The 25,213-nt window shown below is 70.4% G+C and carries 19 protein-coding genes and 1 pseudogene; 7 read left to right on the top strand and 13 right to left on the bottom strand.

Annotation, left to right across the window (positions count from 1 at the left end; translation table 11 throughout):
- Positions 1–5 precede the first annotated feature (5 nt).
- From ACQP2Y_RS15295 to ACQP2Y_RS15285, 3 genes are read right to left on the bottom strand one after another with little or no spacing between them, the layout of a single operon-like run.
- Positions 6–818: an HlyD family efflux transporter periplasmic adaptor subunit gene (locus tag ACQP2Y_RS15295; protein ID WP_433728583.1), complete on the bottom strand. Its 813-nt coding sequence runs from the start codon at positions 816–818 to the stop codon at positions 6–8.
- Positions 819–829: 11 nt separating this feature from the next.
- On the bottom strand, positions 830–2,521 hold the full coding sequence (locus ACQP2Y_RS15290; RefSeq protein WP_433728581.1) for a glycosyltransferase family 2 protein: 1,692 nt from the start codon (positions 2,519–2,521) through the stop codon (positions 830–832).
- A 12-nt stretch (positions 2,522–2,533) separates the two neighbouring features.
- Entirely contained in the window at positions 2,534–3,520 is a 987-nt protein-coding gene (locus tag ACQP2Y_RS15285; protein ID WP_433728579.1) for a 1,3-beta-glucanase, read from the bottom strand.
- Positions 3,521–3,726: 206 nt separating this feature from the next.
- On the opposite strand from ACQP2Y_RS15285, the gene ACQP2Y_RS15280 reads away from it, so the two are divergent.
- Entirely contained in the window at positions 3,727–5,100 is a 1,374-nt protein-coding gene (locus ACQP2Y_RS15280; RefSeq protein WP_433728577.1) for a UTP--glucose-1-phosphate uridylyltransferase, read from the top strand.
- 4 nt (positions 5,101–5,104) lie between these two features.
- On the opposite strand, the gene ACQP2Y_RS15275 is transcribed toward ACQP2Y_RS15280, so the two are convergent.
- Together ACQP2Y_RS15275 and ACQP2Y_RS15270 are read right to left on the bottom strand one after the other, a co-directional pair.
- Positions 5,105–6,154, bottom strand: coding sequence for a winged helix DNA-binding domain-containing protein (locus tag ACQP2Y_RS15275; RefSeq protein WP_433728575.1), 1,050 nt, complete (start codon positions 6,152–6,154; stop codon positions 5,105–5,107).
- The gene (locus ACQP2Y_RS15270; protein ID WP_433728573.1) at positions 6,154–7,257 is read right to left on the bottom strand and encodes an epoxide hydrolase family protein; all 1,104 of its coding nucleotides are present in this window, start codon (positions 7,255–7,257) and stop codon (positions 6,154–6,156) included. The genes ACQP2Y_RS15275 and ACQP2Y_RS15270 overlap by 1 nt, the downstream gene beginning before the upstream one ends.
- Before the next feature lie 62 nt (positions 7,258–7,319).
- On the opposite strand from ACQP2Y_RS15270, the pseudogene ACQP2Y_RS15265 reads away from it, so the two are divergent.
- Positions 7,320–8,272 (top strand): annotated as a pseudogene (locus ACQP2Y_RS15265) (helix-turn-helix transcriptional regulator).
- Here ACQP2Y_RS15265 and ACQP2Y_RS15260 read toward each other — a convergent pair.
- Genes ACQP2Y_RS15260 through ACQP2Y_RS15245 form a run of 4 tightly spaced genes read right to left on the bottom strand, consistent with a single transcriptional unit; the run spans position 8,269 to position 13,001 of the window.
- Complete coding sequence (locus ACQP2Y_RS15260; RefSeq protein ID WP_433728571.1) at positions 8,269–9,963, bottom strand: amylo-alpha-1,6-glucosidase; 1,695 nt, start codon at positions 9,961–9,963, stop codon at positions 8,269–8,271. The pseudogene ACQP2Y_RS15265 and the gene ACQP2Y_RS15260 sit on opposite strands and share 4 nt — an antisense overlap.
- 23 nt (positions 9,964–9,986) lie before the next feature.
- Entirely contained in the window at positions 9,987–10,796 is an 810-nt protein-coding gene (locus tag ACQP2Y_RS15255; protein ID WP_433728569.1) for a carbohydrate ABC transporter permease, read from the bottom strand.
- Positions 10,793–11,746, bottom strand: coding sequence for a carbohydrate ABC transporter permease (locus ACQP2Y_RS15250; RefSeq protein ID WP_433728567.1), 954 nt, complete (start codon positions 11,744–11,746; stop codon positions 10,793–10,795). The genes ACQP2Y_RS15255 and ACQP2Y_RS15250 overlap by 4 nt, the downstream gene beginning before the upstream one ends.
- 1 nt (position 11,747) lies before the next feature.
- On the bottom strand, positions 11,748–13,001 hold the full coding sequence (locus ACQP2Y_RS15245; protein ID WP_433728565.1) for a sugar ABC transporter substrate-binding protein: 1,254 nt from the start codon (positions 12,999–13,001) through the stop codon (positions 11,748–11,750).
- Between the two features lie 230 nt (positions 13,002–13,231).
- On the opposite strand from ACQP2Y_RS15245, the gene ACQP2Y_RS15240 reads away from it, so the two are divergent.
- Both ACQP2Y_RS15240 and ACQP2Y_RS15235 read left to right on the top strand, forming a co-directional pair.
- Positions 13,232–14,245: a LacI family DNA-binding transcriptional regulator gene (locus tag ACQP2Y_RS15240; protein ID WP_433728562.1), complete on the top strand. Its 1,014-nt coding sequence runs from the start codon at positions 13,232–13,234 to the stop codon at positions 14,243–14,245.
- Positions 14,246–14,320: 75 nt separating this feature from the next.
- Positions 14,321–16,144: an RICIN domain-containing protein gene (locus ACQP2Y_RS15235; RefSeq protein WP_433728560.1), complete on the top strand. Its 1,824-nt coding sequence runs from the start codon at positions 14,321–14,323 to the stop codon at positions 16,142–16,144.
- Here the strand turns inward: ACQP2Y_RS15235 and ACQP2Y_RS15230 are convergent.
- Positions 16,113–16,655 carry a hypothetical protein gene (locus tag ACQP2Y_RS15230; RefSeq protein WP_433728557.1) on the bottom strand — a complete coding sequence of 181 codons (543 nt, stop codon included), beginning with the start codon at positions 16,653–16,655 and terminating at the stop codon, positions 16,113–16,115. The two genes, ACQP2Y_RS15235 and ACQP2Y_RS15230, sit on opposite strands and share 32 nt — an antisense overlap.
- Positions 16,656–16,725: 70 nt before the next feature.
- Between ACQP2Y_RS15230 and ACQP2Y_RS15225 the strand changes: the two genes are divergently transcribed.
- Entirely contained in the window at positions 16,726–17,454 is a 729-nt protein-coding gene (locus ACQP2Y_RS15225) for a DUF5984 family protein (RefSeq protein ID WP_433728555.1), read from the top strand.
- 76 nt (positions 17,455–17,530) lie between these two features.
- On the top strand, positions 17,531–18,454 hold the full coding sequence (locus ACQP2Y_RS15220) for a hypothetical protein (RefSeq protein WP_433728553.1): 924 nt from the start codon (positions 17,531–17,533) through the stop codon (positions 18,452–18,454).
- A gap of 1 nt (position 18,455) precedes the next feature.
- On the opposite strand, the gene ACQP2Y_RS15215 is transcribed toward ACQP2Y_RS15220, so the two are convergent.
- Positions 18,456–19,625 carry a PQQ-binding-like beta-propeller repeat protein gene (locus ACQP2Y_RS15215; protein ID WP_433728551.1) on the bottom strand — a complete coding sequence of 390 codons (1,170 nt, stop codon included), beginning with the start codon at positions 19,623–19,625 and terminating at the stop codon, positions 18,456–18,458.
- A gap of 252 nt (positions 19,626–19,877) precedes the next feature.
- Between ACQP2Y_RS15215 and ACQP2Y_RS15210 the strand changes: the two genes are divergently transcribed.
- A complete protein-coding gene (locus ACQP2Y_RS15210; RefSeq protein ID WP_433728548.1) occupies positions 19,878–21,341 on the top strand; it encodes an endo-1,4-beta-xylanase in 1,464 nt (487 codons plus the stop codon).
- Positions 21,342–21,392: 51 nt separating this feature from the next.
- Here ACQP2Y_RS15210 and ACQP2Y_RS15205 read toward each other — a convergent pair whose 3' ends face one another.
- Both ACQP2Y_RS15205 and ACQP2Y_RS15200 read right to left on the bottom strand, forming a co-directional pair.
- On the bottom strand, positions 21,393–24,104 hold the full coding sequence (locus tag ACQP2Y_RS15205; RefSeq protein ID WP_433728545.1) for a tetratricopeptide repeat protein: 2,712 nt from the start codon (positions 24,102–24,104) through the stop codon (positions 21,393–21,395).
- A 314-nt stretch (positions 24,105–24,418) separates the two neighbouring features.
- Complete coding sequence (locus ACQP2Y_RS15200) at positions 24,419–25,201, bottom strand: PHP domain-containing protein (protein ID WP_433728542.1); 783 nt, start codon at positions 25,199–25,201, stop codon at positions 24,419–24,421.
- Positions 25,202–25,213: the final 12 nt, after the last annotated feature.

The raw sequence follows: 25,213 nt of genomic DNA, 5'->3' as shown, positions 1-25,213 counted from the left end.
AGTCATCACGGCATGGACACCAGCCGCGCGGTGCCGGGCTGGCCGCTGACCGTGTTGATGTAGCCGGTGAAGCGCATTCCTGGGACCAGTCCGGCCGCGTCGGCGGCGTTCGCCGGCACGAGAGCGACCGGCAAGGTGTCGGGTTCATCCTCGTCCTCGGCGGCGGATCGGGTGGCCTCGGCCTGGGGAACCACGGGCTCCACCTGGGGAATGACGCGCTGGACCGTCGCGTGAACCGTGCGGTTCATCCCTTTCGTTCGTAGGTTGGCCGTCATGGTCGGTGCGATCACGGGCAGGTCCTCGACCGGGACCTCGGCGACGAAGGTCATCTGCGACGGGTCGTACAACTCCACGAACGGCAGGTTGGGCGCCACCGTGGAGCCCACCGGGGCCGGTACGTCGATGACGATGCCGGACCGGGGAGCGGTCAGGTTCGCTTTGGTGATCTTCGGGTCGCCGTCGTTGTCGACACCGGCGAACTCGACGGTGCCGAGCCGCTGGCCGGCCTTCACCTGTTGCCGGGCGGTGACCTCGACGCTGACCACCTTGCCGGCCTGGGCCGGTTCCACCGGTATCGCCTGGGCGGTGAGGATCACCTCTTCGAGGCTCACCCGGCGCGAGTCCGCCGCCCGGTCCGCGCTGATCCGGATGAAGACCAGCACGGCGCCGGCCAGGAGCAACAGGACGATGAAGCGGGCCCGCCACTTGCGCCAACCGTGGCCCTTGGGACGAGTAGGCGGCGGCTGGAACGCAGCGGCCGGCGCCTGGGCCGGGGCGGGCCGGGATTCCGGGGAACTGGTATCGATCGGCTGCACCATGACGATTCCTCTCAGCTCGACCGGCGTCGCGTCGCGCCGGCATCCGCGGACTCAGCCATGGCCGCGTCGATCACGTCGTCATTGGCATCTGCCCGCGCCGGCCAGGGCAACGCCCTGGCCAGCAGCGCACCGGCCTTGCGCCGTTCCAGCCTTTCCTTGATCACGTGCGGCGCGATGACCGCCTCGGCGACGACGCGGCTGAGGACGACCACATAGATGGCGGCCCAGACGACGGAGAGCCCGACCGCGACGATGTTGGTGCCGCGCAGCGGCAGCATGGTGACACCGACCGCCAGCGCCACCGCGTTGAGCAGCAGCAGCGCGACGTGCGGGAGCACCAGTTCCACCCCCGGCAGACCCGCCGGGCCGGCGTTGGTGACCGTCCAGCGCACCTTGCGCTTGAAGATCGCCATCACCAGGGCCCGCACGTGGACCGGCGCGGCGGCGATGCTGGTGACCACGGCGGCCGGCTTGAATCCGCCCAGCTGCATCACCGTCACCAGGACGAGCAGCGTGTAGAAGGGCGCGTAATGGATGATCCAGACGCTGATGTCCGAGCGGACCGGGCTCAGCCCGAAGAGCAGATAGGCGGCCGGCAGGCACATCAGGATGAGCGCGGCGAGCGACAGCAGATAGTTGACCCCCGCCAGCAGATACTGGAAGCGCTGATCGACGGTCAGGCCGGTGCCGCGGCGGAACAGGCCGCCGCGCAGCATCACCTCGAAGGCGCCGTACGCCCAGCGGAACTGCTGCTTGAAGTAGGACAGCAGGCTGTCCGGGGCGAGTCCGCGGGCCAGGACCTCCGGCACGAACCAGGACCGCCAGCCGCGTCGCTGCAGCTCGATCGAGGTCCAGATGTCCTCGGAGTTGCTGGCGACGTACATGCCACCGATCTCCTCGAGCGCGCGGCGCCGGAAGATGACGTTGGTGCCCACGCAGAAGACGGCGTTGAAGGAGTTGCGGCCCGGCAGCACGAGCTCGTAGAAGATCTTCTGGGACTCGGCGGTGCCCTCCGCCACCAGGCCGCGCGCACTCGGGAAGGCCTGCGGCGTCTGTACGAAGGCGACGCCCGGGTCCTGCATGTGCGGCAGGGCCCGGACCAGGAAGTCCGGGCTGGGCACGTGATCCGCGTCGAGAATGACGACGAACTCGCCATCGGTACGGACCAGAGCGGCATTGATGTTTCCCGCCTTGGCGTGCAGGTGCTCTTTACGGCGCAGGTAACCCACGCCCTCCGCGGCGGCGGCGGCGCGGACCTCGTCACTGTCGCCGTCGTCGAGCACCCAGACCCGGTGCTCGACGCTCATGTCCCGGGCGGCCCGGATCGTCACCAGGACGATGTCCAGCGGCTCGCCGTAGACGGTGATGAAGACGTCGATCGTGGGCTTCAGCTCGCCGGCCAGCAACTGACGACGCCAGGCGTAGACCTCGGGCGGATCGGGGCGGTGCTGGAACGTGAGCACCGTCCACCACATCGCCAGCGCGTTGAAGATCGTGACTCCCTCGGCGAAGAGGACCAGGGCCCACACCCACACGTCGCCCCGGTAGGCCGGATTGAGCAGGAAGATCATGTAGTAGAGCGTCACCGCGAGAGCCGCGGCGACCGCCAGCCGGGTGGACCGCTGGATCGGCCGCCAGGTCGGCTCCGCGCGTGCCCGGGCCGAGTCGGTGCCGTTCGATGTGATGGTGCCATCGGTGGCCATGTCGCCACCTCCTCAGTTCGTGCGGGCGCTTGTGGACACCGCGACCCGGTCCACCAGCATCGGCACACCAGGCTTCGTCGCCGCGGTAGGACCGCCACCGAAGGGCGCCGGGAAGGCGCCGCCGATGGCGACATTGAGGATGACGAAGAATCCGTGCTCGTTGGCCGCGGTCCAGGTGCCCGGATCGACCCGGTCCGCGCGTACGGTGAAGGTGTTCTTCCCGTCGACGAACCAGCGCAGTTCTTCCGGTGCGACCTCGCGGTGATATTCGATCGCGTAGGTGCGGAAGTTGGTCCGGCAGCTGTCACAGGGCAACTCACCACTGCTGATGCCGGTGGGTTCACCGCAAGGGCCCCCGACGGGCTCGCCGCAGTGCAGGGTGTGCCAGACCGAGTCGCGGCCGTTGACGTTCTCCATGATGTCCCACTCGCCGATGTGCGGCCAGTTGGTGGCCCCGACCCCTCGGGCCGGGGCGCCGAGCGCCCAGAACGCCGACCAGTAACCGGCTGCGGCGGGCCCGCTGACGTCCGGCATCTTCAGCGTCGCCTCGAGCCGGACCGCCCCACCCACCGGCGCGGCGAAGTCCGTACGCCGGGTCTCCAACCGCGCCGACGTCCAGGACCCGGCCCCCGGTCCCTGGCGGAGCGGCGTGATGGCGAGGTGTCCTCCACCGTCCAGCGACGCGTTGGCGGGCTGGTCGGTCATCCTCTCCATCTCGCCGGTGCCCCACTGGGGTGCCCCACCCGGATAACCGGTTCCGGTCGCGAACATCCAGTCCTTGTTGGCGGGGCGGGCGCCGGCCGCGCCATCGAACTCGTCACTCCAGACCAGGCTCCAGCCGGCGCCGGCCACGGACGGCGCGGCACCGGACGGCGCGGAGGGGCCCGGTGCGGGGGTGCCCGGCGCCGGTTCGGCGCCGCCGCACGCGGCAAGGGCGAGTGCCAGCGCCGAACCGCCGAGTGCGGCGGCCCATCGGCGGCCTTTCCGGGTTGTGATCATGGGACCTGCCGGATCTGCCATGCGCCTCACGACCGTCCGGATTCAACGCAGGATGTGACGAACGCGAACTGTTCGGTCCAGACATGCCCAGTCATCACGCCGAGGGCACATGTCGGTAATGACGCATGGGGTTATACAAGTCGCCGGTACGGGAACACCGGTCTTTCCATTGCATCTCGGTGCACTCCCCATCCTGAGGGGCAGACATGAATGCTCCGGCTCATGACCTGGCGACGTTGCTGAAGGCGCAGCAGGCCGGCGCGCACCCGGTGGAGCTGGCGGCGCTACGCTCGCGCCTCCGGCAGCTGAGCGAGCCGCAGGCCGGGCTGCTACCGGGTGAGGCTCTCGAGCCTCTCCGAGACGTGGTCAGCCTGGAGGATCTACCTGAGCCGCCGGCAGAGCAGGCCCGCGAGGTCCTCGACCGCCTCGTCGTGGTCAAGCTCAACGGTGGGCTCGGCACGAGCATGGGCCTGTCCGGGCCGAAGTCACTGCTCGAGGTCAAACCCGGCGTGAGCTTCCTCGACGTCATCGCCAGGCAGGTGCTGGCGGTGCGCGAGCGCCACGGCGCCCGACTGCCGCTGCTCCTCATGAACTCGGTGGCCACGCGCGGGCCGTCGCTGGAGGCACTGGATCGCTACGACGATCTGCGCGATCAGGGTGTGCCCCGGGACTTCCGGCAAGGTCGTGAGCCCAAATTGCGCGCCGATGACCTGTACCCGGTGGAGTGGCCGGCCGACCCCGAGCTGGAATGGTGTCCGCCCGGACACGGTGACCTCTACACCGCCCTGGCGGCCTCGGGGACCCTCGATCGGTTACTGGACGCCGGTCTGCGCTGGTGCTTCGTGTCGAACTCGGACAACCTCGGGGCGACCGTGGACATCCGCATCGCCGCCTGGGTCGCGGCCGAGCAGATCCCGTTCGTGATGGAGACCGTCCGGGGCACGCCCGCCGACCGTAAGGGCGGGCACCTCGCCCTTCGCGACGGCCAGGTCGTATTACGGGAGACCGCCCAGGTGCCCGAAGGCGACACCTCGTTCACCGACGTCGAGCGTTGGAAGTTCTACAACACCAACAATCTGTGGATCGACCTGCACGCATTGCGGCAACTGCAGCAGGCGGACCCCGCGGCGCCGCAGCTCCCGCTCATCGTCAACCGCAAGACCGTCGACCCCAAGGATCCGTCGAGCACGCCGGTGATCCAGCTCGAGACCGCGATGGGCGCCGCGATCGGCTCGATCCCCGGGGCTCGGCCGGCGCTGGCCCCCCGAGCTCGGTTCGCGCCGGTCAAGACCACCGACGACCTGCTCCTGGTCCGGTCGGATGCCTACGAGATCGCCAGGGACGGGCGGATGGCGCCCGCCTTCGACGGCTCCGCGCCTGTCGTGACCCTGGACCCCGACCATTTCCGGCTGATGCCGGACTTCGAACGACGATTCGCGATGGGGCCACCATCATTGCGCCGCGCCACCCGGCTGCGGGTCGAGGGTGACGTCACTTTCGGCGCGAACGTCGTTGTGGAGGGCGACGTCACGCTGACCTGTCCGCAGCACGTGCCGGACGGAACGGTGCTGCGCGGATGACCTCTCACGCTTCGACGACGATGTCGCAGGTCGCGCCGGGTGACAGGAACGCGGTGAGGCGCTCGGCCTCGGTCAGCAGGGACTCGCGCTCGGCGTACGGGATCGCGGTGAAGGGGTTGATCTTCAGGACCCGGCGGTGGAGCCGCCAGATCCCCTGCCACCGGCCGTCGATGAGGACCGTGCCGGTGGTGGCGCCGTTGCCGGCCGGGAGCGGCACCGGACGGTTGTGCGGGATGATCCGGGAGCGGTCCTTGTGCGAGAGCAGCAGATTGTCGTACTCGGGCAGGAAGCGCACAGGGGCCGGCACGTCCCCGCCGGGGCGCGGTGCGTCCGGCAGGTCGTAGAGCGTGTCGCCGGACTCGGCGCGGAAGGTGCGCAGGCCAAGGCGTTCGACGACCTCGCGCAGACGCGTCAGGCCCGACCACATCTGAATGTCGGGGACGCTCGCCGGGCCGAAGGCGCCCAGGTAGCGCAGCACCAGACCGTCCACCGGTACGGATCGCAGCTTCGCGCCGAGCCACGTCTCCACCTGGGCCCACGCGGCCGGACCAGTGCGGCCCCACATCCCGCGCGGCGGCACCTGGCAGAGGGCGAGGGAGTTCGTGGCCGAATAGGCCAGGGAGGCCGGGTCGGCGTCCGGCCAGTCCCCGGCGAGCAGGCGGCTGAGCTCGGCGCGGGTCCGCGGTCGTTCCTCCAGCAGGGTCGCCGCCCGGCGCGCAAGGGCCGCCCGGTCGTAGTCGCCGCGGAACACCTTGTCCAGCGGCGGATCGAACAGCAGCCGCCAGTCCAGGGCGTCGCGCGCGCTGACCAGGTGCACGGTGGTGCGCATCACGTGGATCCGCACCACCTTCCGCTGCTCGGTCAACGTGGACAACTCGTCCGGGGCGAAGTCGCGCAGCCGGGTCCAGAGGCCGACGTACGGGGCGAGCGGCGCCTGGGCCTGCATCCCGGCCAGGTGCTCGATCATGTCGAGCGCCCCGGCCGGTGCCCGCTCCAGCAGGTGCTGGCGGGCCAGGGTGGCCCGGTTGAGCTCGCGCCGGCTCAGGACCTCCATCACGTGAGGGGACCGAAGAACGCGCGCAGGTCCGCGGCCAGCTCGGCCGGGGCCTCCATAGCCGGGAAATGCCGGCCGCGCTCGTGCTCGGTCCAGTGCGCGCCGGCCGGCGCCGGGATCAGCTTGCGCACCGTCTGGTCCGAGCCGAAGACCGCGAAACCCTGCGGTACGCCGGGCGGGGTGCCCCAGTCCGACGAGTGCGCCTGGTCGTAGAGGGTGTGCGCGGCGCTGACCCCGGAGCCGGTGAACCAGTACAGGCTGACCGTGGTGAGCAGCTGGTCCCGGTCGATCGGCAGGTCGGTCCACTCCTCGAACTTCTCGGCGATCCAGGCGAGCTGGAGCACCGGTGAGTCGGTCAGGCCGTACCCGATGGTCTGCGGGCGGCTGTTCATGATCGAGAGATAGCCGGAGCCGTCCGTCCGGAACGCGTCCATCCGGTCCTTGATGAGCTGGTCGACCGGGTCGCCCGGGTCGAGCCGCTCGGCCATACCCGGGATGAACGTCGCGGTCGCGGCCGCCGTCCACGGGTCCGTCACGACATGCAGGCCGAGCACGTGCTCGGCGTCGAGGCCGGCCAGCAGGCCCGAGATGCCGGCCCCGACATCACCGCCGTGGACGCCGTACCGCGGGTAGCCGAGCCGCCGCATCAGCTCGGCCCAGGCCCGGGCGGTGCGGGCCATGGTCCAGCCGGTGCCGGCCAGCGGGGTGGAGAACGCGTAGCCCGGCAGCGACGGGATCACCAGGTGGAAGTCGTCGGCGAGCGGCCCGATCAGGTCGAGGAACTCGGCGACGCTGCTCGGGTAGCCGTGCGTGATCAGCAGCGGGGTGGCGTCGGCCCGCTCCGAGCGGACGTGCAGGAAGTGGATGCGCTGGCCGTCGATCTCGGTGGTGAACTGCGGGAACGCGTTGAGCCGGGCCTCCTGCGCGCGCCAGTCGAACCCGGTGCGCCAGTGGTCGGCGAGCTCACGGAGGTGGCCGAGGGGAATGCCACGCGTCCACCCGGTGCCGGGGAGCTCGGCGGGCCAGCGGGCGCCAGTCAGCCGGCGGTGCAGTTCGTCGAGGTCGGCGTCGGGGATCGCGATGCGGAAGGGCTCGATGTCCATGCCGGCCACGCTAGGACGAATAGCGGAAAGCCTCGTTCCTAGTTCGCGGTCACAATCGAAGAATGCTGGAAACCTCCGCGCGGCTGCTACGCCTGTTGTCGCTGCTTCAGATCCGTCCGGACTGGACCAGTACCGAGCTGGCCGGCCGGCTCGGCGTCACCACCCGTACGGTGCGCAACGACGTGGAACGACTGCGGGCCCTGGGATATCCGGTGAACGCCCGGCCCGGAGTGGCCGGCGGATACCGGCTCGGGTCCGGTGGTGCGCTGCCCCCGCTGCTGCTCGACGACGACGAAGTGGTCGCGGTCGCGGTGGGGCTGCGTACGGCGGCGAGCGTCACCGGGATCGGGGAGACGTCGGTGCGCGCGCTGGCCAAGCTGCAACAGATCCTGCCGTCGCGGCTCCGGCACCGGATCAGCGCCTTCCAGGCCGCGACGGTGGTGATGCCGTCCTCGGGGTCCGCTGTCGACCCCGACGTGCTGACCGCCATCGCCGGCGCGTGCCGGGACCATCATCGGCTGGCCTTCGACTATCGGACGCACGCGGGCTGCGCGGCGCGGCGGTCGGTGGAGCCCTATCGGCTGGTCCACCACCGGGGGCGGTGGTATCTGGTGGCCTGGGACCTGGACCGCGACGACTGGCGGACGTTCCGGGTGGACCGGATGGACCCCCGTACACCGACCGGACCGCGTTTCACGCCGCGGTCGCTGCCGCCGGACCCGGAGCTCATGGCCCGGATCTCCCGCGGGGTGGGTGAGGCGACGTGGCGGTACCGGGCTCGCGTGGTCGTCGAAGCCTCGGCGGAGCACGTCCGCAGCCGCCTGCCGATCCCGGTGGACATAGAGGAACTCGGCGACCAGCGGTGCGCCTTCTCCCCGGCTCGGACCGCCCCGAGATGCTCGCGCTGTACCTGGGCATGCTCGACGCCGACTTCACCGTGGCCGACGCGCCCGAACTGGTGGCCGTCCTGGCCAAGCTGGCGGAGCGCTACCAGCGTGCCGCGGCGGCCGGCTAGGTCATTCGAGCGGCGAGGATCAGGTACACGGCGGCGGTCCAGGTGTACGCCCGATCGCGCAGACCGGCTCCCGTTCCGGCGTCGAAGTTCTCGGCGAAGCCCGACGTCTCGCACAGTTCGCGGAAGCGGCTGCTGATGTCGTCGGCCAGCTCGTCGTGCCCGGCCCGCCGCAGGCCGTCCTCGATCAGCAGGGTGGCGGGAGCCCAGATAGGGCCGCGCCAGTATCCGTCAGCGGCGTACCGGGGCGAGTCGAGCGGCTCGGTGGCCAGCCCGTGCGGAGTGAGGTGGGCCTTGAGGCCCGCGGCCAGGGCCGTGCGGATCTCCGCCGGCAGGTCGGCGCCGAGGGCGATGGGCATGAGCGCGAGCAGGCTGGTGCTGTCCGAGGTCGCACCGGTACGGGGATCACGGGCCAGGAACCGGCTGCCGTCCCACAGGGTCGACAGCAACGCGGTCTTCAGCTGCTCCGCGGTGGCCGTCCAGTGCCCCGCCGCCCCGGCATCACCGAGCTCGGCGGCGAGACTGCTCAGCTCCCGCAGCTGAATGATCAGGAACGCCGTGAGATCGGCGGTCTCCAGCACCCGGCCCGCGTCGAAGGTGGTCGCGTTGTCCCAGCCGCTGTCGTTGCCGTGCTGGTAGTGCGGCAACGGATGCCCGGGCACCCGGCGCTGGGTGAGCCAGAACGAGGTCCAGTCGCTCAGCCGCCGGTAGGTCTGCGCCACTTGCTCCCGGTCGAGCGGCGGCAGCTCCTGCCGCAGGCCGCGCAACGCCCAGCCGTGGATGGGTGGTTTGACGAAGTTGTAGAGCACCTCGGAATGGGTCACCGAGTCCGGCAGCGCGCCGGTCGGGTCCTGGTGGTCGAACGGGATGTGGAACTGGTCCCAGGCCAGCCCGGGATCGCCGGCGGCCAGGGCCAGCGCGGTGAAGCAGTGGTCCCAGCTCCACACCTTGTCCATCCAGTGCTTGGACATCAGCACGGCCGGGCGGCCGAGGAACCCGCCGGGCGCCACGGTGGCCGACCACAACACGTACGTGGCGAGTTCGGCGGCCGGGGTGCGGGCGTCGCGCCACGGGGCAACGGCATCGACGTACCGGCCGAACGCGTCAGCGGTGTCGCGGGCCACCTCGTCGAAGGTCGCGGCCGGGCGGTAGGGGTCGCGGCTGGTCGCGTACTCCTCGATGGCCAGCTCCCAGGCCGGGCCGCCGGGCAGGTCCAGGTGCCGGTCGCCGGTGCCGAGCAGTTCGGCGCCGGCGGCGGCCGGGTCGCCGGAGAGCACCGTGATCCGGTACCGGTGGCCGGTGGCATAGGAGGTGAACACGTACGCGCCGTCCCGCGGATCGCGGTACAGGTAGGTGCCGGAGAACGGGGTCAGGGACGCTGCCGCGACCGCGATGCGCAGGCCCAGCCCGGTGCCGCGCAACCGGATCGTGTCGGCGTTCTCGTAGACCAGGTCGACGTGGCCGGAGGGGTGTTCCCAGCGCAGCCGGGACGGGGTGGCCGAGACCGGCGCGTCGACGCGCTCCCCCTCGCTACGGGCCTCGAAACGCAGCACCGCGTGCATCCCGGACCGGTGGGAGACCAGGTGCAGATCCTCGGCGTATGTCTGCTCGGCGATGACCGGGGAGATGTCGAACCAGGACTCCCGGTGGCTGAACGGGATGTCCCGTACGGAAAAGGTGGTGACCACGGACATGGGTGCCTTTCGCCGGTGTTTGCTCAGTCTTTGACCGCACCGGCGGTGACGCCGGCGGCCACGTAACGCTGCGCCAGGATGAGCAGCACGGTGGCGGGAACGGAGGCGACCACCGCGGTGGCCATGATCGCGTTCCACTGCTGGTTGTTGTTGCCGATGTAGTGGTAGATGCCCAGCGTGATGGGCTGGTGGTTGCCACCGCCGTCGAGGGTCGCGGCGAACACGAAGTCCGACCAGGCCCACAGGAAGGCGAACAGGCTCACGGTGACGATCGCGTTGCGGCTGACCGGCAGGATCACCGAGCGGAACGTGCGCCATCGGGAGGCGCCGTCGATCATCGCGGCGTCGGTGAGCTCGGCCGGGATGCCGGCCATGAAGGCGGCGAAGATCAGCACCCCGAACGGTACGGCGATGGTCGAGTCGGCCAGGATCAGCCCGCCGACCGAGTTCAGCACGCCGGCGCGCAGGTAGATGGCGTAGAAGCCCATCGCCATGATGATGCCGGGGATCATCTGGGCGATCAGCAGGACGAAGCTGAGCGCGCCGCCGCCCCGGGGACGCAGCTTGGCCAGCGAGTATCCGGCCGGCGCGGACAGCGCGAGCGTCACCGCCACCGTGCCCACCCCGATCAGCAGGCTGGTGCCCAGGTACGGCAACTGCTGGTCCAGGACCGCGCGGTAGCCCTCCAGCGTGCCGTCGAACGGGAACAGGTGCGGCGGGTCGGCGCGCATGTCGGTGTCCCGGGTGAAGGACACGTTGATCATCCAGTAGACCGGGAACAGCATGACGGCGGTCAGCACCAGGCCGGCGACCGTCTTCAGCGCTCTGCTCATACCGCCTGCCTGCGCTGCATCCGGATGTAGACCAGGCCGCACACCAGCGCCATCACGATCAGCAGGTTGCCGACCGCCGCGCCCGGGCCGAACCGGGGCAGCGCGCTGCCGAAGCCCAGCCGGTACGACCAGGTGGCGAAGGTGGCGGAGGCGTCGGCCGGACCACCCCGGGTCATGATCCAGATGATGTCGAAGACCTTCAGCGTGTAGACGAGGCCGAGCAGGATCGTGATGGCCGAGACGGGACGCAGCAGCGGGAACGTGACCCGCCAGAAGCGTTGCCATCCGGAGGCGCCGTCCAGCGCGGCCGCCTCGTGGATCTCCGCCGGGACCGCCTGCAGACCGCTGTAGAGCACCACCAGGTTGAACGGGACACCGATCCAGATGTTGGCGATGATCACGCTGACCAGTGCCCACCGCGGGTCGGTCAGCCAGTTGACCGGCCCCGCCCCGAACACCCCCAGGGCGGCGTTGACGATCCCGGAATCGCTGTTGAGCATCCAGGACCAGCTCGAGGCGGAGACGATCAACGGCAACAGCCACGGTACGAGGAACAGGGCGCGCAGCGTCGCGGAAAGCGGGAAGTTCTGGCGGAAGAACAGCGCCAGCGCCATGCCGATCGAGAACTGGAACACCAGGCACACCACGGTGAAGACGACGGTGTGCGTCAGCGCGGGCAGGAACGTCGGGTCGGCGGCCACAGTGCGGTAGTTGTCCAGCCCGCTGAAGGGCGCCCCGCCCTGCACGAAGGAGCGCACGGTGTAGGCGCGCAGGCTCAGATCGAGGTTGCGATAGAGCGGGTAGGCGTAGAACGCGCCGAGGTAGAGCACGACCGGCGCGGCGAACGCCCACGCCCACCACTGCTCCACTCTGCCCCGGCGCCGCGCGGCCCGGTCGGGCTGTTCCGCCGCCGCCTGCGCGCGCAGGCGTTCCTTCACCGGTGCGGCCATGTCACTTGGTGGCCGCGGCAGCGGTGGCCTGTGCCGCCTTCAGCGCGTCCTGCGGGGACTTGCTCCCGCTGAGGGCGGATTGGAACGCGCCCCACATCGGCTCGGAGATCTTCGGGTACTTGGTGCCGAGGTTGTCGCTGGTGCGGCCCTTGGCCGCGTCGACCGCCTCGACCCACACCTTCAGCGCGGGGGTCGCGGCCACCTGCTTGGCCTGCACGGCGTCGGTGGCCGCAATGTAGGAGAGCGTCGTGTCCGTCGTGTACGCGTTGTCGGCGCTGGTCAGGCAGGCGATGAGCTTGGCCGCGACGGCGTACCGGCCGGTGTCGCTCTGCACGGGTGCGGTGACGAACTCACCGCCGGTGGGCGCCGGGGCGGTTCCGCCGGCATTGGACGGGATGGGGATGATCCCGTACTCGAAGCCGGCTTTCTCGGCGTTGGCCAGCTGCCACGTGCCGTTCTCGGCGAACGCATAGTCGCCGCTGGCGAACTCCTGCCAGCTGGTGGTCTGGGTGTTGTTGATGACGGAGTTGGGGGCGTAGCCCTGCTTCAGCCAGTCGGTCCACAAGGTGAGGGCGGCGACGGCCTGCGGCGAGTCCAGCTGGGTCAGGTTCGCGCCGGAGCCCCAGAACCAGGGCAGGAACTGGAAGCTGCCCTCCTCGGTGCCGATGGCCGAGAACGTGATGCTCTTCTTGCCGGCCGCCTTGACCTTGGCCAGCGCGGCGGTCAGCGAGGCCCAGTCCTTGACCTGGGCCGGATCGACTCCGGCGGCGTCCAGGACCTTCTTGTTGTAGTACAGGGCCAGGGTGTTGGCCCCGATCGGCATCCCGTACGTCTGACCGCCCAGCTGCCCGGCGGCCAGCAGGTTCGGCTCCGCGGCAGAGGTGTCGATCTTGGTGTCCGCGGTGGTGGTGAGGACGCCCGCCTCGGCCAGCGTCGACACCACCGGGTTGTCGACGATCAGGACGTCCGGCGAGTTGCCCTGCTGTGCGGCCAGCAGGGCCTTGTTGGTCAGGTCGGTGGTGTCGTAGCCGGTCCGCTTGATCGTCACCCCGGCGTCGGTGCCGCAGGCCGTCAGCAGCTTCACCCAGTCGGAGCCGGTGTCGAACTGCGGGTACGGGTCCCAGATCGTGTACTCCTTGGCCGACGCGCCGGACGACGGAGAGCCGGAGTCGGAGCAGGCGCCGGCGAGCGCGGCCAGAGTGATGGCGAGCAACGCGCAGCCGGCAGCCCGGCGGCTGATGGTCGAGGTTCTCATGTCGGACAACTCCTGAATGCGGCAACGGGAACGACAGGCATTCGAATCGGTTCGACTACTCGGTTCGCCGACAGTAGGACTCCGCCACCGCGCGGTCAACACCTCCACCGGACGGTATTGTCGCTTTCTGAAACATCTCGTTCATCGCGGCGGCATCCTATTGACATCGCTGGATGTCGCTGCCTAGCGTCAGCCGCGAACCGATTCGACATCGATAGGATCAGGTGCTCATGAACATTGGGGAGATCGCCCGAAGGGCCGGGGTGTCCCGCAGCACCGTGTCGTACGCGCTGAGCGGGCGCCGATCGGTGAGCACGGAGACCAAGCAGCGGATCCAGGCCGTCATCGACGAGATCGGTTACCGGCCCAACGCCGCCGCCCGGGCCCTGAAGGAGGGCCGGACCCGTACCCTCGGGCTGGTCATCCCGCCGGCCAGCCTGCGCCTGACCGACATGCAGCTCGGCTTCGTGGCCAGCGTCGTCGAGGCCGCGGCCCACGCCGACCTGGACGTGCTGCTGTCGCCGTCCGGCGGCGACCACGACCGCTCGTTCGAGCGCCTGGTCTCCGGCCGCCGGGTCGACGGGGTCATCCTCATGGAGATCCGGCTGGAGGACGAACGCGTCACCACGCTCCAGCAGAGAGAGCTGCCGTTCGTCACTATCGGCCACACCGCCCACCCGCACGGCACCTGCTGGGTCGACGTCGACTACGCCGCGCTCGTGGCCCGCTGCGTGCACCACCTGGCCGACCTCGGCCACCGCAACATCGCCCTGCTCAACCGGTCGCCCGAACTGGTCGCCGCCGGTTACGGCCCGGCCCACCGGGCCCAGGCGAGCTTCGCCGAGGCCGTGCTCCAGCGCGGCCTGACCGGGATCGAGCAGCCGTGCGCCGACGACCCGGCCGCCGGCGAGGAATGGTTCGAGCAGCTGCGCGAACGCCACCCGGAAGTCACCGCCATCACGACCATCAACGAGGCGGCCCTGCCCGGCCTCCAGCGCGGCATCGAGCGGCTGAACGTCGCCGTCCCGCGCGACCTGTCCATCGCCGGGGTCGCCGCCCGGCACTGGGCCGAGGGCTTCCGCCCCCAGCTCACCGCCGCCGACGTCCCCACCCTCGAGATGGGCTCGCACGCCGTCGAGCTGCTCCTCGAACGGATCGCCGCGCCCGCCAGCCCGCCGCGTCACCTGCTGCTCGCGCCACCCATCTCACTGCGCGACAGCACCGGACCCGCCCGCACCAGCTGAACCGTCCACTCCCCCGGGACGAGCCGCCGGCTCCTCCCGCGATCCCTGCTGCCCTTCTCCCCCTCCGGAGGCACCGTGAGACCTGCATCCCCCACGCGTACCCGCATCGGCCGGCTCCTGGCCGGTGCGCTGGCCGCCGCCGGCGTTCTCGCCGCACCGGCCCCGGCCCGCGCCGACGACCAGAGCATCAGCGTGAACTTCGCTACCACCACGGCCGCGCCGACCTACCGGGCGTCCGGCTGGATCTACGGCATGACCGAGAACGGCACCGCACCACCGGACAACTTCTTCACCGACATCAAATACCAGGCCATGCGGGCCGGCGGCGCCCAGCTGCCCGGCGGCGGCTGGCAAGGCGGCGGATACGACCGCCGATGGAACGCCACCCGCGCCCAGATGCTGCGCACCAAAGCCCTGGGCGGCACGTTCATCCTGCTGCCGCACGACCTGTGGGGCGCCGACGGCGCGGGCATCCCCCGGTTCCCCGGCGACAACGGCAACTGGACCGACTACGACAACTTCCTCAGCCGCGTCATCACCGACGTCAAAGCCACCGGGGTGCCGGTCCAGTGGGACATCTGGAACGAACCCAACCTCTCCATCTTCTGGAACCGCACCCAGGCCCAGTACTTCGAACTCTGGCGGCGCACCTACCAGCGGCTGCGCGCCGACATGCCCGGCACCCTGATCGTCGGGCCGAGCCTGGCCGGCGTCCCCTCGACCAGCGGCGGCTGGTGGGGCCAGTACCTGGACTACGTCAAGGCCAACAACGCGGTGCCGGACATCTTCAGCTGGCACTCCCTGCCCGGTGACCCGGTGGCCAACGTGGCCGCCGCGAACTCCTCGCTCGGCTCCCGCGGCATTCCGCACAGCCGGCCGTACCAGATCAACGAGTACGGCGCCGGCGACGAACAGAACCCCGGCGACGGCGCCTGGTACATCACCCGGCTGGAACGCGCCGGCGCCGACGGGCTGCGCGCCAACTGGGCCAGCGGCGGCAACCTGCACAACGACCTGGGCAACCTGCTCACCCACAACTCGGCCGGGCAGTACCAGCCCAAGGGCGAGTGGTGGGTCTACCGGTTCTACGCCGGACAGACCGGCACCGGTGTGTCCACCACGGCGTCCGCCGGGTACGACGCGTACGCCACCAAGGCCGACGGCAACGCCAAGATCCTCGTCGGCGGCGGGCGCACCACCGGCAACATCGCGGTCAACCTGCAAGGACTGAACACCACCACCGGCATCGTGACCAACAACCAGGTCCGCGTGCAGGTGCAACGCATCCCGCACAACAACGGCGGCGCGGTCACCGGACCCACCACCGTGCAGGACCAGAACGTCACCCTCAACGGCAACGCGACCACCGTGACCATCGCCAACAACACCGTCACCGACGCGTACACCATCACGCTCCTGCCGCCCACCAGCACGGCGGGCTTCCAGAGCACCGCCGTAGCCCAGCACAGCGGGATGTGCCTCGACAACACCGACCAGCGGACCACCGACGGCAACCAGCAGCAGCAGTACCCCTGCGACGGCGGCACCCAGCAGCAGTGGAACTTCCGCCCGGTGTCCGGTGTGGCCGACACCTACACGGTCGTCAACCAGCAGAGCGGCAAATGCCTCGACGTCAGCGGAGTATCAACCGCCGACGGCGCCGCCGTGCAGCAGTGGACCTGCCTCAGCGGCGGGCTGAACCAGCAGTTCACTCTGCGGCGGGTCAGCTACGCGGGCAACGACGCGCACGACTACCAGCTCGTGGCCCGGCACAGCGGCAAGTGCGTGGACGTCAGTGGTGTGTCCACCGCGGCGCGCGCCGTCGTCCACCAGTGGACCTGCAAGCCCGTGGGTCAAGCGAGCCCGCTCAACCAGACCTGGCGCCTGCTGGGTCGATGAGGTCGGGGAAGGTTCCGAAGGGCCCCACCGGGCCGCTGGACATCGTCAGCTGGACGACCCCGGTGGGGATCCTTTCGAAAGGCGGTCGGGAAGGTGGCCCGGCGGTCATGCCCAGGGTGATGTGGGGGCGGTAGTCCCGGTCCACCAGACCCAGCGGCGGATGGCCGAGACCCAGGAACTCCTGGTGCAGGGCGTTCAGCTCCGGACTCCGGACCATCTCCAGGCCGAAGTAGTAGCCGCCGGTCGGGACGTAGTAGTCGCCAGGAGGAACCACCGAGTACAGCAGGCCGATGATGGTCGCCCGGAAGATCCGGCCTCGGTGGGATGCGGTCGCGGCGACGATGCCGGCTGTCTGGTCCTCGGCGCAGTCCATGTGCAGGACCGAGAGGTGCGGGGGTGCTTTCTCACCGAGCAGCATGAGCGGCTCGTGACCGTCCCCGATCGCGTGCGACAGCTCGATCAACGACCGCGAGGTCTCCGCGTCCGGCCGCAGCACCACTCCGTAAGCCACGAGGACCATTGTGTCAGCGGTACGAGAGGCCACGATCCACCAGCACCTGGGCGCCCGGCAGACTTGTCCGATGATCAGGTTCGGTTTCCGTCTTTGCCCGCTGGACGAGGTGTCGCCGTGGGGCGGCGATCGGCCGTCGCTGCACTGGTTCGGGCTTACGGAAGGCCGGTACTGGCTGGAGGTCGGCGGGCAGCCGCATCCATGCGTCGACTACTACCTGGCCCGGCTCTGGGAGGACGTCAATGTCCTCACCCCCGACGTCCTGGAGGCGGTGCCCGACGACCTGCAGTCCTTCATCGCCACCGATTCGGCGCAGTGGGCGTGTGATCCGCTCGACTTCATTCCCGAGGTGGACGACGGCCCGGATCACCCGGTGGTCACCGCCGTGAACTGGCACAGCGGCCACCACCTCGACTTCGGTTACCTGCGCAACCCTCCCGACCTGAGGCTCTGGCGAACCGTCGACGGCGACCGCGACGAGATCACCCTGGACTGGCGGCACGTTGACGACGGCGAGATCGGCTTCACTCAGCGGTGCAGTGTCCCGACGGAGGCCTACGTCGAGGCGGTGCACACGCTCGACCGCGAGCTGATGACCGCCATGCACCAGCGGATCCAGGAGCTCCGACGCCGCGGCGGACCACCCGGCGTCGATCTTGACCTCGACACGCTGCAGCAGGAACACCAGGACCGTGCACAGTGGCTCACCAGGAACCTCGGCCGCACACCGGCGACCGACTGGGCCGCCGTCCGTCAAGGCGCCCGCCACCTCGTCGGTGACATCGAAAGCACACCCTAGGCCGCCGGGACCGCACGTATCGACCGGGACCGCTATGGTGTCCGGGAGATCTGTCACGACACGGGGGTATTGCGACATGCGTCTTGCCGTCCTGCGCGCCACCACGACGTCCCTGCTGCTCGCCGGGGCCGTGGCGCTGCCCATCGCTCCGGCCGCCGCGGCCGCGTCACCTCACATCTCCTTCGCCCCGCCGGCCGTGGTCGGCGCCGGGCTCACCGCCGCCGATGTTCCGGTCGAGGTCGTCAACACCGGCGGCACCGCGCGGTCGAGTGTCGCGCTGCGGATGACCGTCACCCCGGTCTCGGGCAGTGACCTGCGGCCGCTCGACTCCACGCTGGTGCTCAGCTATCAGTTCGGCACGCAGTACCGCCCGCTGAACTACGAGGTCCGCGGCAATGCCCTGGTGGCCACCACGCCCGCGCTGACCGCGGTCGATGCGGACGCCACCGCCACCATCCAGCTGCGCATCTCCACCCGGCCCACCGACAGCGCGCCGCACGTCGACAGGATGACGGTTCGCGTGGCCACCGAGGCGCTGGACGGTGACGGCGTCGTGTTCGCGACCGACCGCAGGGCCGACCGGATCTCCCTGGTCGAGCCGCGGGCTGACATCACCGGCTGGTCCGGTCAGCTCCAGGTCGGCACGCCCACCGTCGTGACGATGTCGCTGACCAACACGACGCCGCTGGCGTACTCGATTCTGCGCCCGGGCCTTGCTTTCTACCGTGCCGGCAACGACCAGGTCATCGTCGAACGCCTCGACGGCGACCAGTGGACGCCCGTGTCAGGCCCGAGCAACAGCTACTACTGGTGGTACGCCGACGGCAACCCGAGTCTGCAGCCCGGCGAGTCGTACACGGCCACACTGCGCATCACCTTCACCGACGAGACCGCCGCCGGGGAGCAGGGCACCCTCTACAACATCGGCTACACCTACTTCGGCTTTCCCTTCGCGGTGGACGGCGAGGCCTACACCGTCACGGCGGCCGGAGGCCGCTGACTCAGGGCGCGTACGCGGTCACCGTCGACCCGGTCCGGCCGTACAGCCGGCCGTTGGCCACCATCGGTGCGCCCTGCAATGCCGAGGTCTTCGCGTCCAGCGTGATCGGTTTTCCGGTACGCGTCTCGAACGCCGCCAGCGGGTGACCGGTGTCCCGCCAGCCGTACACCACTCCCCCGCCGATCGCGAACGTGATGGGGGCGTCCTCGGTGAAGGTGGCCGTCCAGACCCGGCGGCCGTCCTTCGCGTCGACGGCGATCAGCTCGTTGGAGAAGGTGTGCAGGTAGATCCGCTCAGCATCAGTGGCGAAGCCGAAGGTAGAGCCGTGGCTCGGGAAGGTCTTCAGCACGGCTCCGGTGGACGCGTTGACGCTGCGGATCCGCTCGTCCGGATCGCATCGCATGTAGAACGCCGAGCCGTCGGGTGACGCGCCGATCGGGGTGTGACAACCCGCGTCGGCCGGCCACACCGTTTTGCCGGTCGTGACGTCGACCGCCGTGGTCGAGTCGTCGCCGACCACGAGGATCTTGCCGCCGGCCGCCACTGTCTCCCCGGCGATCGAGCCCTGTCGCGCCCAGACCCGGGAGCCGTCGGCGATGCGGTACGCCCGGATGCCGTACTTGCTGATCGGCGCGTCCCACACGCTGCCGACCACGATGCCCTTGTCGACGAGCAGGCCGTACATGGTTTCCGGGATCCGCTTGCTGTAGAGGACCTTGCCGGTGGTCACGTCGTGGGCGCTCAGATAGGTCTTGCCGGAGCGGCAGTCCCGGGACTGGGCGACGAGCCTGGTCCCGACGATCGCGGCGAGGCTGATGCTCGTCTTCCTGGTGGTGGCCGGCGTCCGCCAGGCCAGCGCGCCCGTGGTCGCGTCATAGCCGCTGATCCGGTACGCTGCCGCGGTGATCAGCCGATTCGCGCCGACCAGGGACGCGGCCGGGGCAGCGCACTTCGCGGTGGCCAGCGGGACGTTCCAGCGTGGCTTGAGCTTGCCGGCGGTCGCGGGGGTCAGCCGGGTCTCGCCCGGGTTGTAGTAGTCGCCGGTCGCGTGGGCCGCGGCCTGCCCCCAGGCGTCGGGCGTCGTCGCGGCGGCCGGATCCGGGAGCGGGATCTGGCCGGCGGTGGCGCTGATCGCGGCGATCACAGCGACCGCCAGGTAACGACGTTTCACGGCATCTCCTCGGCACGGGACAAGAAGATCACCGTAGAGAGGAATGTCCCGGATGGACGGCTGCCGGGCGCGGCGCTCACCCGGTCGAGCGACCTCCACATCCCCGGAAGTTTCGGCGCCTCAAGATCCACTATCAGCAACTTCTGATTGACAGCTCCCGATATTTGGCTGAGGCTTACCGGGTCGAAACAAGGAGGAAACCTCGTGAGTAGCGTACTTGGACGGGCCGGAAGTAGACCGAAACTTGCGGCGATGGGCGCAGCGGTTCTTCTGGTCGGTGGCATCGTGACCGTGCAGTCCACCGGCACCGCTGAAGCAGCCGCCAGCACCCTGCGGGCCGCCGCCGCCGAGGCCGGCCTGTTCTTCGGCGCCGCCGCGGGTCCCGGCAAACTGAACTCCTTCTTCTCCAGCGAGTTCGGCCAGCTCACCCCCGAGAACGACATGAAGCCGGACGCGATCGCCAACGCCAACGGCACGCTGCGCAACACCGGCAACGCGGACACGCTGGTCAACTTCGCCCAGTCCAACAACATGGTGGTACGCGGCCACACCATGGTCTGGTACTCGCAGGCCGGGCAGTTGCAGGGCGCCAACCAGTCGACGCTCAACACGTACATCGGCAACGCGCTGACGCGTTGGGGCAGCAAGATCGCCTACTGGGACGTCGTGAACGAGTCCCTGGCCGACAACAACGCCGGGACGCGCCGCAGCCAGTGGCCGCACACCCTGGACCGCGACGCCAACGGCGACGGCGATTACTTCGACGCGACCGACACCGACTACATCCGGGACTCCTTCACCCGGGCCAAGCAGGTCGTCCAGCAGAACGGGCTGAGCACCAAGCTCTGCATCAACGACTACGACGTCGAGGGTCTGACGGTCCAGGGCGGCGGCCGCAACAGGAAGTCCGACGCGCTGTACGACATCGTGCGGGCGTACAGCCAGGGGTCGAGCAAGCTGATCGACTGCGTCGGGTTCCAGAGCCACTTCAACGACAACCCGAACAGCATCATCACCGCCGACCTGCAGGCCAACATCCAGCGCTTCGCCGACCTCGGCGTCGAGGTGCACCTCAGTGAGCTGGACATCGACGACGACCTCAGCAACAACGACATCGGCCAGGGGCAGGCGGAGAACTACCGCAAGGTCGTCCGGGCCTGTTTGAACGTCGCGCGGTGCACGGGCATCACGGTCTGGGGCATCTCCGACAGCGAGTCGTGGCGCGCCTCCGAGCGTGGCCTGCTGTTCACCGGGAGCAACGGCAACTACCAGAAGAAGGCCGCCTACACGGCTGTCCTCGAAGAGCTCAACAAGGGCCGGGGCACCACGACCTCGCCGAGCTCACCGCCGGTCTCCTCGCCGCCGGTCTCGCCGTCGGTGCCCCCGGTCTCGCCGTCGGCCTCGGCCAGCTCGCCGCCGGTCCCGGCCGGATGCTCGGCCGCGGTGTCGCTCAACTCCTGGAACGGCGGGTTCGTCGCCACCGTGCGCGTCACCGTCGGGTCCGCACCGATCAACGGCTGGACCGTCGGCCTGAACCTGCCCAGCGGCGCCACCGTGACCAGCGGCTGGAACGCCACCAACTCCGGCACCAGCGGCGCCGTGCAGTTCTCCAACGTCAGTTACAACGGGCGGGTCGCCGCTGGACAGTCGGTGGAGTTCGGCTTCCAGGGCACCGGCAGCGCCGTCGGCGCCTCGCCCACCTGCACCGCCTCGTGAGCTGATCCGACGCCCGGGCCGCCCTCGAACGGGCCGGCCCGGGCGTCGGCGCTATCGGGACTCGAGCCGTTCGAGCTCGGCGGCCACTTCCGCGGCCTCGCCCGTGCCGACCTTGGCGAACAGGGCGAGCGCGGTGCGCAGGTGCTCCGCCGCGGCGGCCGGGCGGTCCGCCGCCAGCTCGGTGCGGCCCAGCCCGGCGTACGACTGGGCCTCGTCGATGGCACTGTCGATCTCCTGGGCCAGGCCGAGCGCCTGCCGGTGATGCTCCGCGGCCCGGTCCAGCTCACCGAGATCCCGGTACGCGGCCCCCAGCTCGTTGAGCGCCTCCGCCTCGCCGCCGCGTACGCCGAGGTCGCGGACCAGGTCGATGGCTTCCGTCAGGGTCTCGATCGCGGCCGCGGGGTCGCCGTTCTCGCGGCGCAGAGTCCCGAGGAAGACCAGCCCCGTGGCCACGCCCAGTCGGCTGCCGACCTCCCGGCTGCGTTCGACGGCGAGGGCGAGCGCGTCCGCCGCGCCGGCCCGGTCCCCGGTGCGGTGCAGCACGGCGCCCAGGTGGTTGAGCGCACTCGACTCCCGCAGCCGGTCGCCCAGCTCGCGGCACTGCGGCAGCGCCTCGGTCAGCGCTGCCTCGGCGGCCGGGTAGTCGCCGCGGATCCGGTGCACGTAACCCAGGACCGTCAGCACCGACGACGTTCCCGGCAGGTCGTTCAGCTCGCGCGAGCGGCGCAGCGACCGGTTCAGCAGATCAACCGCGCCGGACAGGTCGGAGCCCATGTACCGCACGATGCCCAGTTGCAGCAGCGCGTTGGCCTCGCCCCGGCGGTCGTCCAGCTCCACATAGCGATCGAGGGCGTCCTGCAGCGGCGGCACCGCGCTCGGGTGATCGCCGACGGAGTACCGCACCATGCCGAGTTGCAGCAGGGCGTTGGCCTCGCCGCCCCGGGAGCCCAGCCGGCGGTAGAGGTCGAGGGCACGCTGCAGGGCCTCGACGGCGCTGTCGTAGTCGCTGCGCAGGCGCTGCGTGTCCGCGAGACAGACCAGGGCGTACGCCTGCGCCCAGGGATCGTCGCGGTCCTGCGCGACTGTCGCCGCGGCCTGGTGCATCGCCAGGGTATCGGCCCAGGGGCCGTCCATCCGCAGCAGACCGGTCAGGCCGGCGGCCAGCCCGACGAAACGGGCCGGATCGTCGGCCCGGGCGCCGGCCAGGGCGGCCAGCAGGTTGGCGCGCTCGGCCCGGGCCCAGCTCAGCGCCCGTACGCTGCCCGTCAGCTCGGGTCCGTCCCAGGTCACAGTGAGTTCAGGAGGCTGCGGCTGGGTGTACGGCAGCAGGTAACCACCGGCGACCGTGGCGGTGTGCTGGTAGTAGTCCAGCAACCTGTCCCGGGTGTCGCGCCGCTCCGGCTCCGGCAGGTCACGGGAGCGGGCCTTCGCGTAGCTGCGGATCAGGTCGTGCAGCCCGTACCGGCGGTAGCCGACCTCGATGAGCAGGTTCTCCCGGTGCAGCGCGTCGAGCTGGTCCACGGCCTGGTCGGGCGCACACCCGGCGAGCACGGCGGCCGCGTACGGGTCGACGTCGATGCCCGGATGCAGCGCCAGGTGCAGCAGGAAGTCCTGCCGGTCGGCCGGCAGAGTGTCGTAGGACAGGTCGAAGGCGGCCGCGACGGTGGCGTGCTCGGCGGTCAGCGTCAGCAGCCGGGCGTTGATCTCGGCCCGCAGGTCGGCCAGGGTCCAGGTGGCGTGTGCGGTGTAGACCTTCGCCAGCAGGGAGATCGCCAGCGGCAGCCGGCCGGCCAGCGTGACCACCTCGTCGACCGCGGCCAGCGGCTCGGTGCCGGCCCGCGGCGCCTGGTGCAGGAACATCGTCCGGGCCTGCTCCAGCGGCAACAGGCCCAGCGCGAGGTGACGGGTCCGTCCGGGCAGGTCGCCGAGCCGGCGCCGGCTGGTGACCAGTACGGCGCACTCCGGGTTGCCGGGCAGCAGCGGATTGACCTGGTCGCTGCCGGCCGCATTGTCGATCACCAGCAGGATCCGCTTGGCCGCCGACCGGTCCCGCCACAGCGCGGCCCGGCCGTCCAGCGACTCCGGCACGTACCGCGGGTCGACCCCGTCGGCGGTCAGCAAGGTGGCCAGCGCGTCGGCCGGATCGGCCGGCCGCTGGCCGGGTGTGTGCGCGTGCAGGTCGAGGAAGATCCGGCCGCCCGGGAAGCGGTCCGCGAGCAGGTGGGCCGCGTGCACGGCGAGCGCCGTCTTCCCGACGCCGGGCATCCCGTCGATGGCGTGGATCGACACCACGCCGCCGGTGGCGGCCGCGATGATCTGGTCGAGCTCGGCCGTGCGGCCGGTGAAGGCCAGCGTGTCCGGCGGGAGGACCCAGCGGGCCCGCTCCGGCGGCCGGTCACCGGTCCGGCGACGGCCGGGGTACGCGCCAGGCTCGGCTTGCTGGCGCCGGCGGGCCCGTTCCCACAGCGCCCGCCAGTCCTGCTCGCTCCAGGCCGGCGCGGTGGCCTGCCGCTTCCCGATCAGCTCGGTGAGCGCGGCGACGAACGCCCGCAGCTTGGCGAAGGTGTCCGGGGTCGTCGGGTTGGCCGCGGAGAGCCAGCTCGAGACCCGCTGTTTGTCGATGTTCGCGGCCGGCGCCCCGGCCTCCTCCAGGTTGAACCGGGTGTGCCTGGCCACCGTCGCGTACAGCGGCTTGCCGGCGGCCTGGTAGAGCTGGGCGAAACGGTCTCTCAGCTCCCGCTTGGCGGACCCCGGACCGCTCATGCCGTCACGTGCTCATGCGGGAAGTCCTGCACAGGACCCCGCGCGGTACGCCCGTGACCTGCGGTTACGCCGAGGGCCGGGAAATCGGGCGCAGTCTCGCGGGAGGCACCGGCTCCGCGGGGGTTCATCCTGATCTCAATCCTTATCTGCGAGGTCGACGAACGGGGGCGCAGATCAGGAAGGCCCGGCCGTCAGCGTGCGTGTCCCGCTGGCGGCCGGGTGCCGCACTGATCGATCCGGCGCACCCGCATGTCGTCCGGGGACCCATCCAACCAGACGGGACTCACCGCGGAGGCCCCGCCGGAACGGTCGAGTCAATCGATCCGTCCCCACAGGCCGTAAGGGCTTCCACCGGGTCTGAAGCCGTGCGCCTCGGCCATCTGCGCGGCCTCGGCGAAGCCGTGTCCGACCAGGGCCGGCAGGTGGGCGTCACTGCCGAAGGTGATGGCGTCGCCACCCTCCTCATGCCACCAGGTCAGCACCGTCGCGTGCAGCGGCAGCCGGGTGTTGACCTCCAGCGCCCGGCCGGACTGCGCGGTCAGCCGCAGCGCATGCCGGAACTCGTCCTCGAAGGCGGCGGGGTCGAAGGGGCCGGCGTGCTCGGCCGGCCAGAAGCGGACCGGATAGTCGATGTGGGCCAGCACGGAGAACGTCTCGCCGGTCGACACCATCGCGGCGACCTCGGCGAGATAGGCGCGCAGCACGTCGTGGGGGTCCCGGTGCGGGAAGATGCCCCAGGGTTCGGCGAAGGCGCCTTGGTCCGGCAAGGTGTGCAGCGAGCCGAGCAACCGGTCGAATTGGCCTGCAGCCAGCACCTGCGCGATCTGAGCGGCGTGGCGATGCGGCTCCCCCAGCTCCAGACCACTGAGGACGCGCAGCTGCGGGAACTTCTCCCGGCAACGCTCGATCGCCTCCAGATATCCGGCGGCATCAAAGGCAGGCGGCGTCAACAGCCCGTCTGCGTCGGCCAGCGCGGTGAGGTTGTCCATGACGTACGGGCCTTCCAGCGCGACACGCCACACGGTGTGGTCGAGGTGCTCGGTGAAAGCGATCGCCGGGAGACCGAGCTCCACGGCTCGGACGCAGGTCTGTTCCATGTCGCCCACCGC

Origin of the sequence: Actinoplanes sp. CA-051413 (assembly GCF_050955795.1) — a bacterium.
Classification (GTDB): Bacteria; Actinomycetota; Actinomycetes; order Mycobacteriales; family Micromonosporaceae; genus Actinoplanes.
Note: the sequence above shows the minus strand (reverse complement) of the source record. Positions and strands in the feature narration are given on the sequence as shown.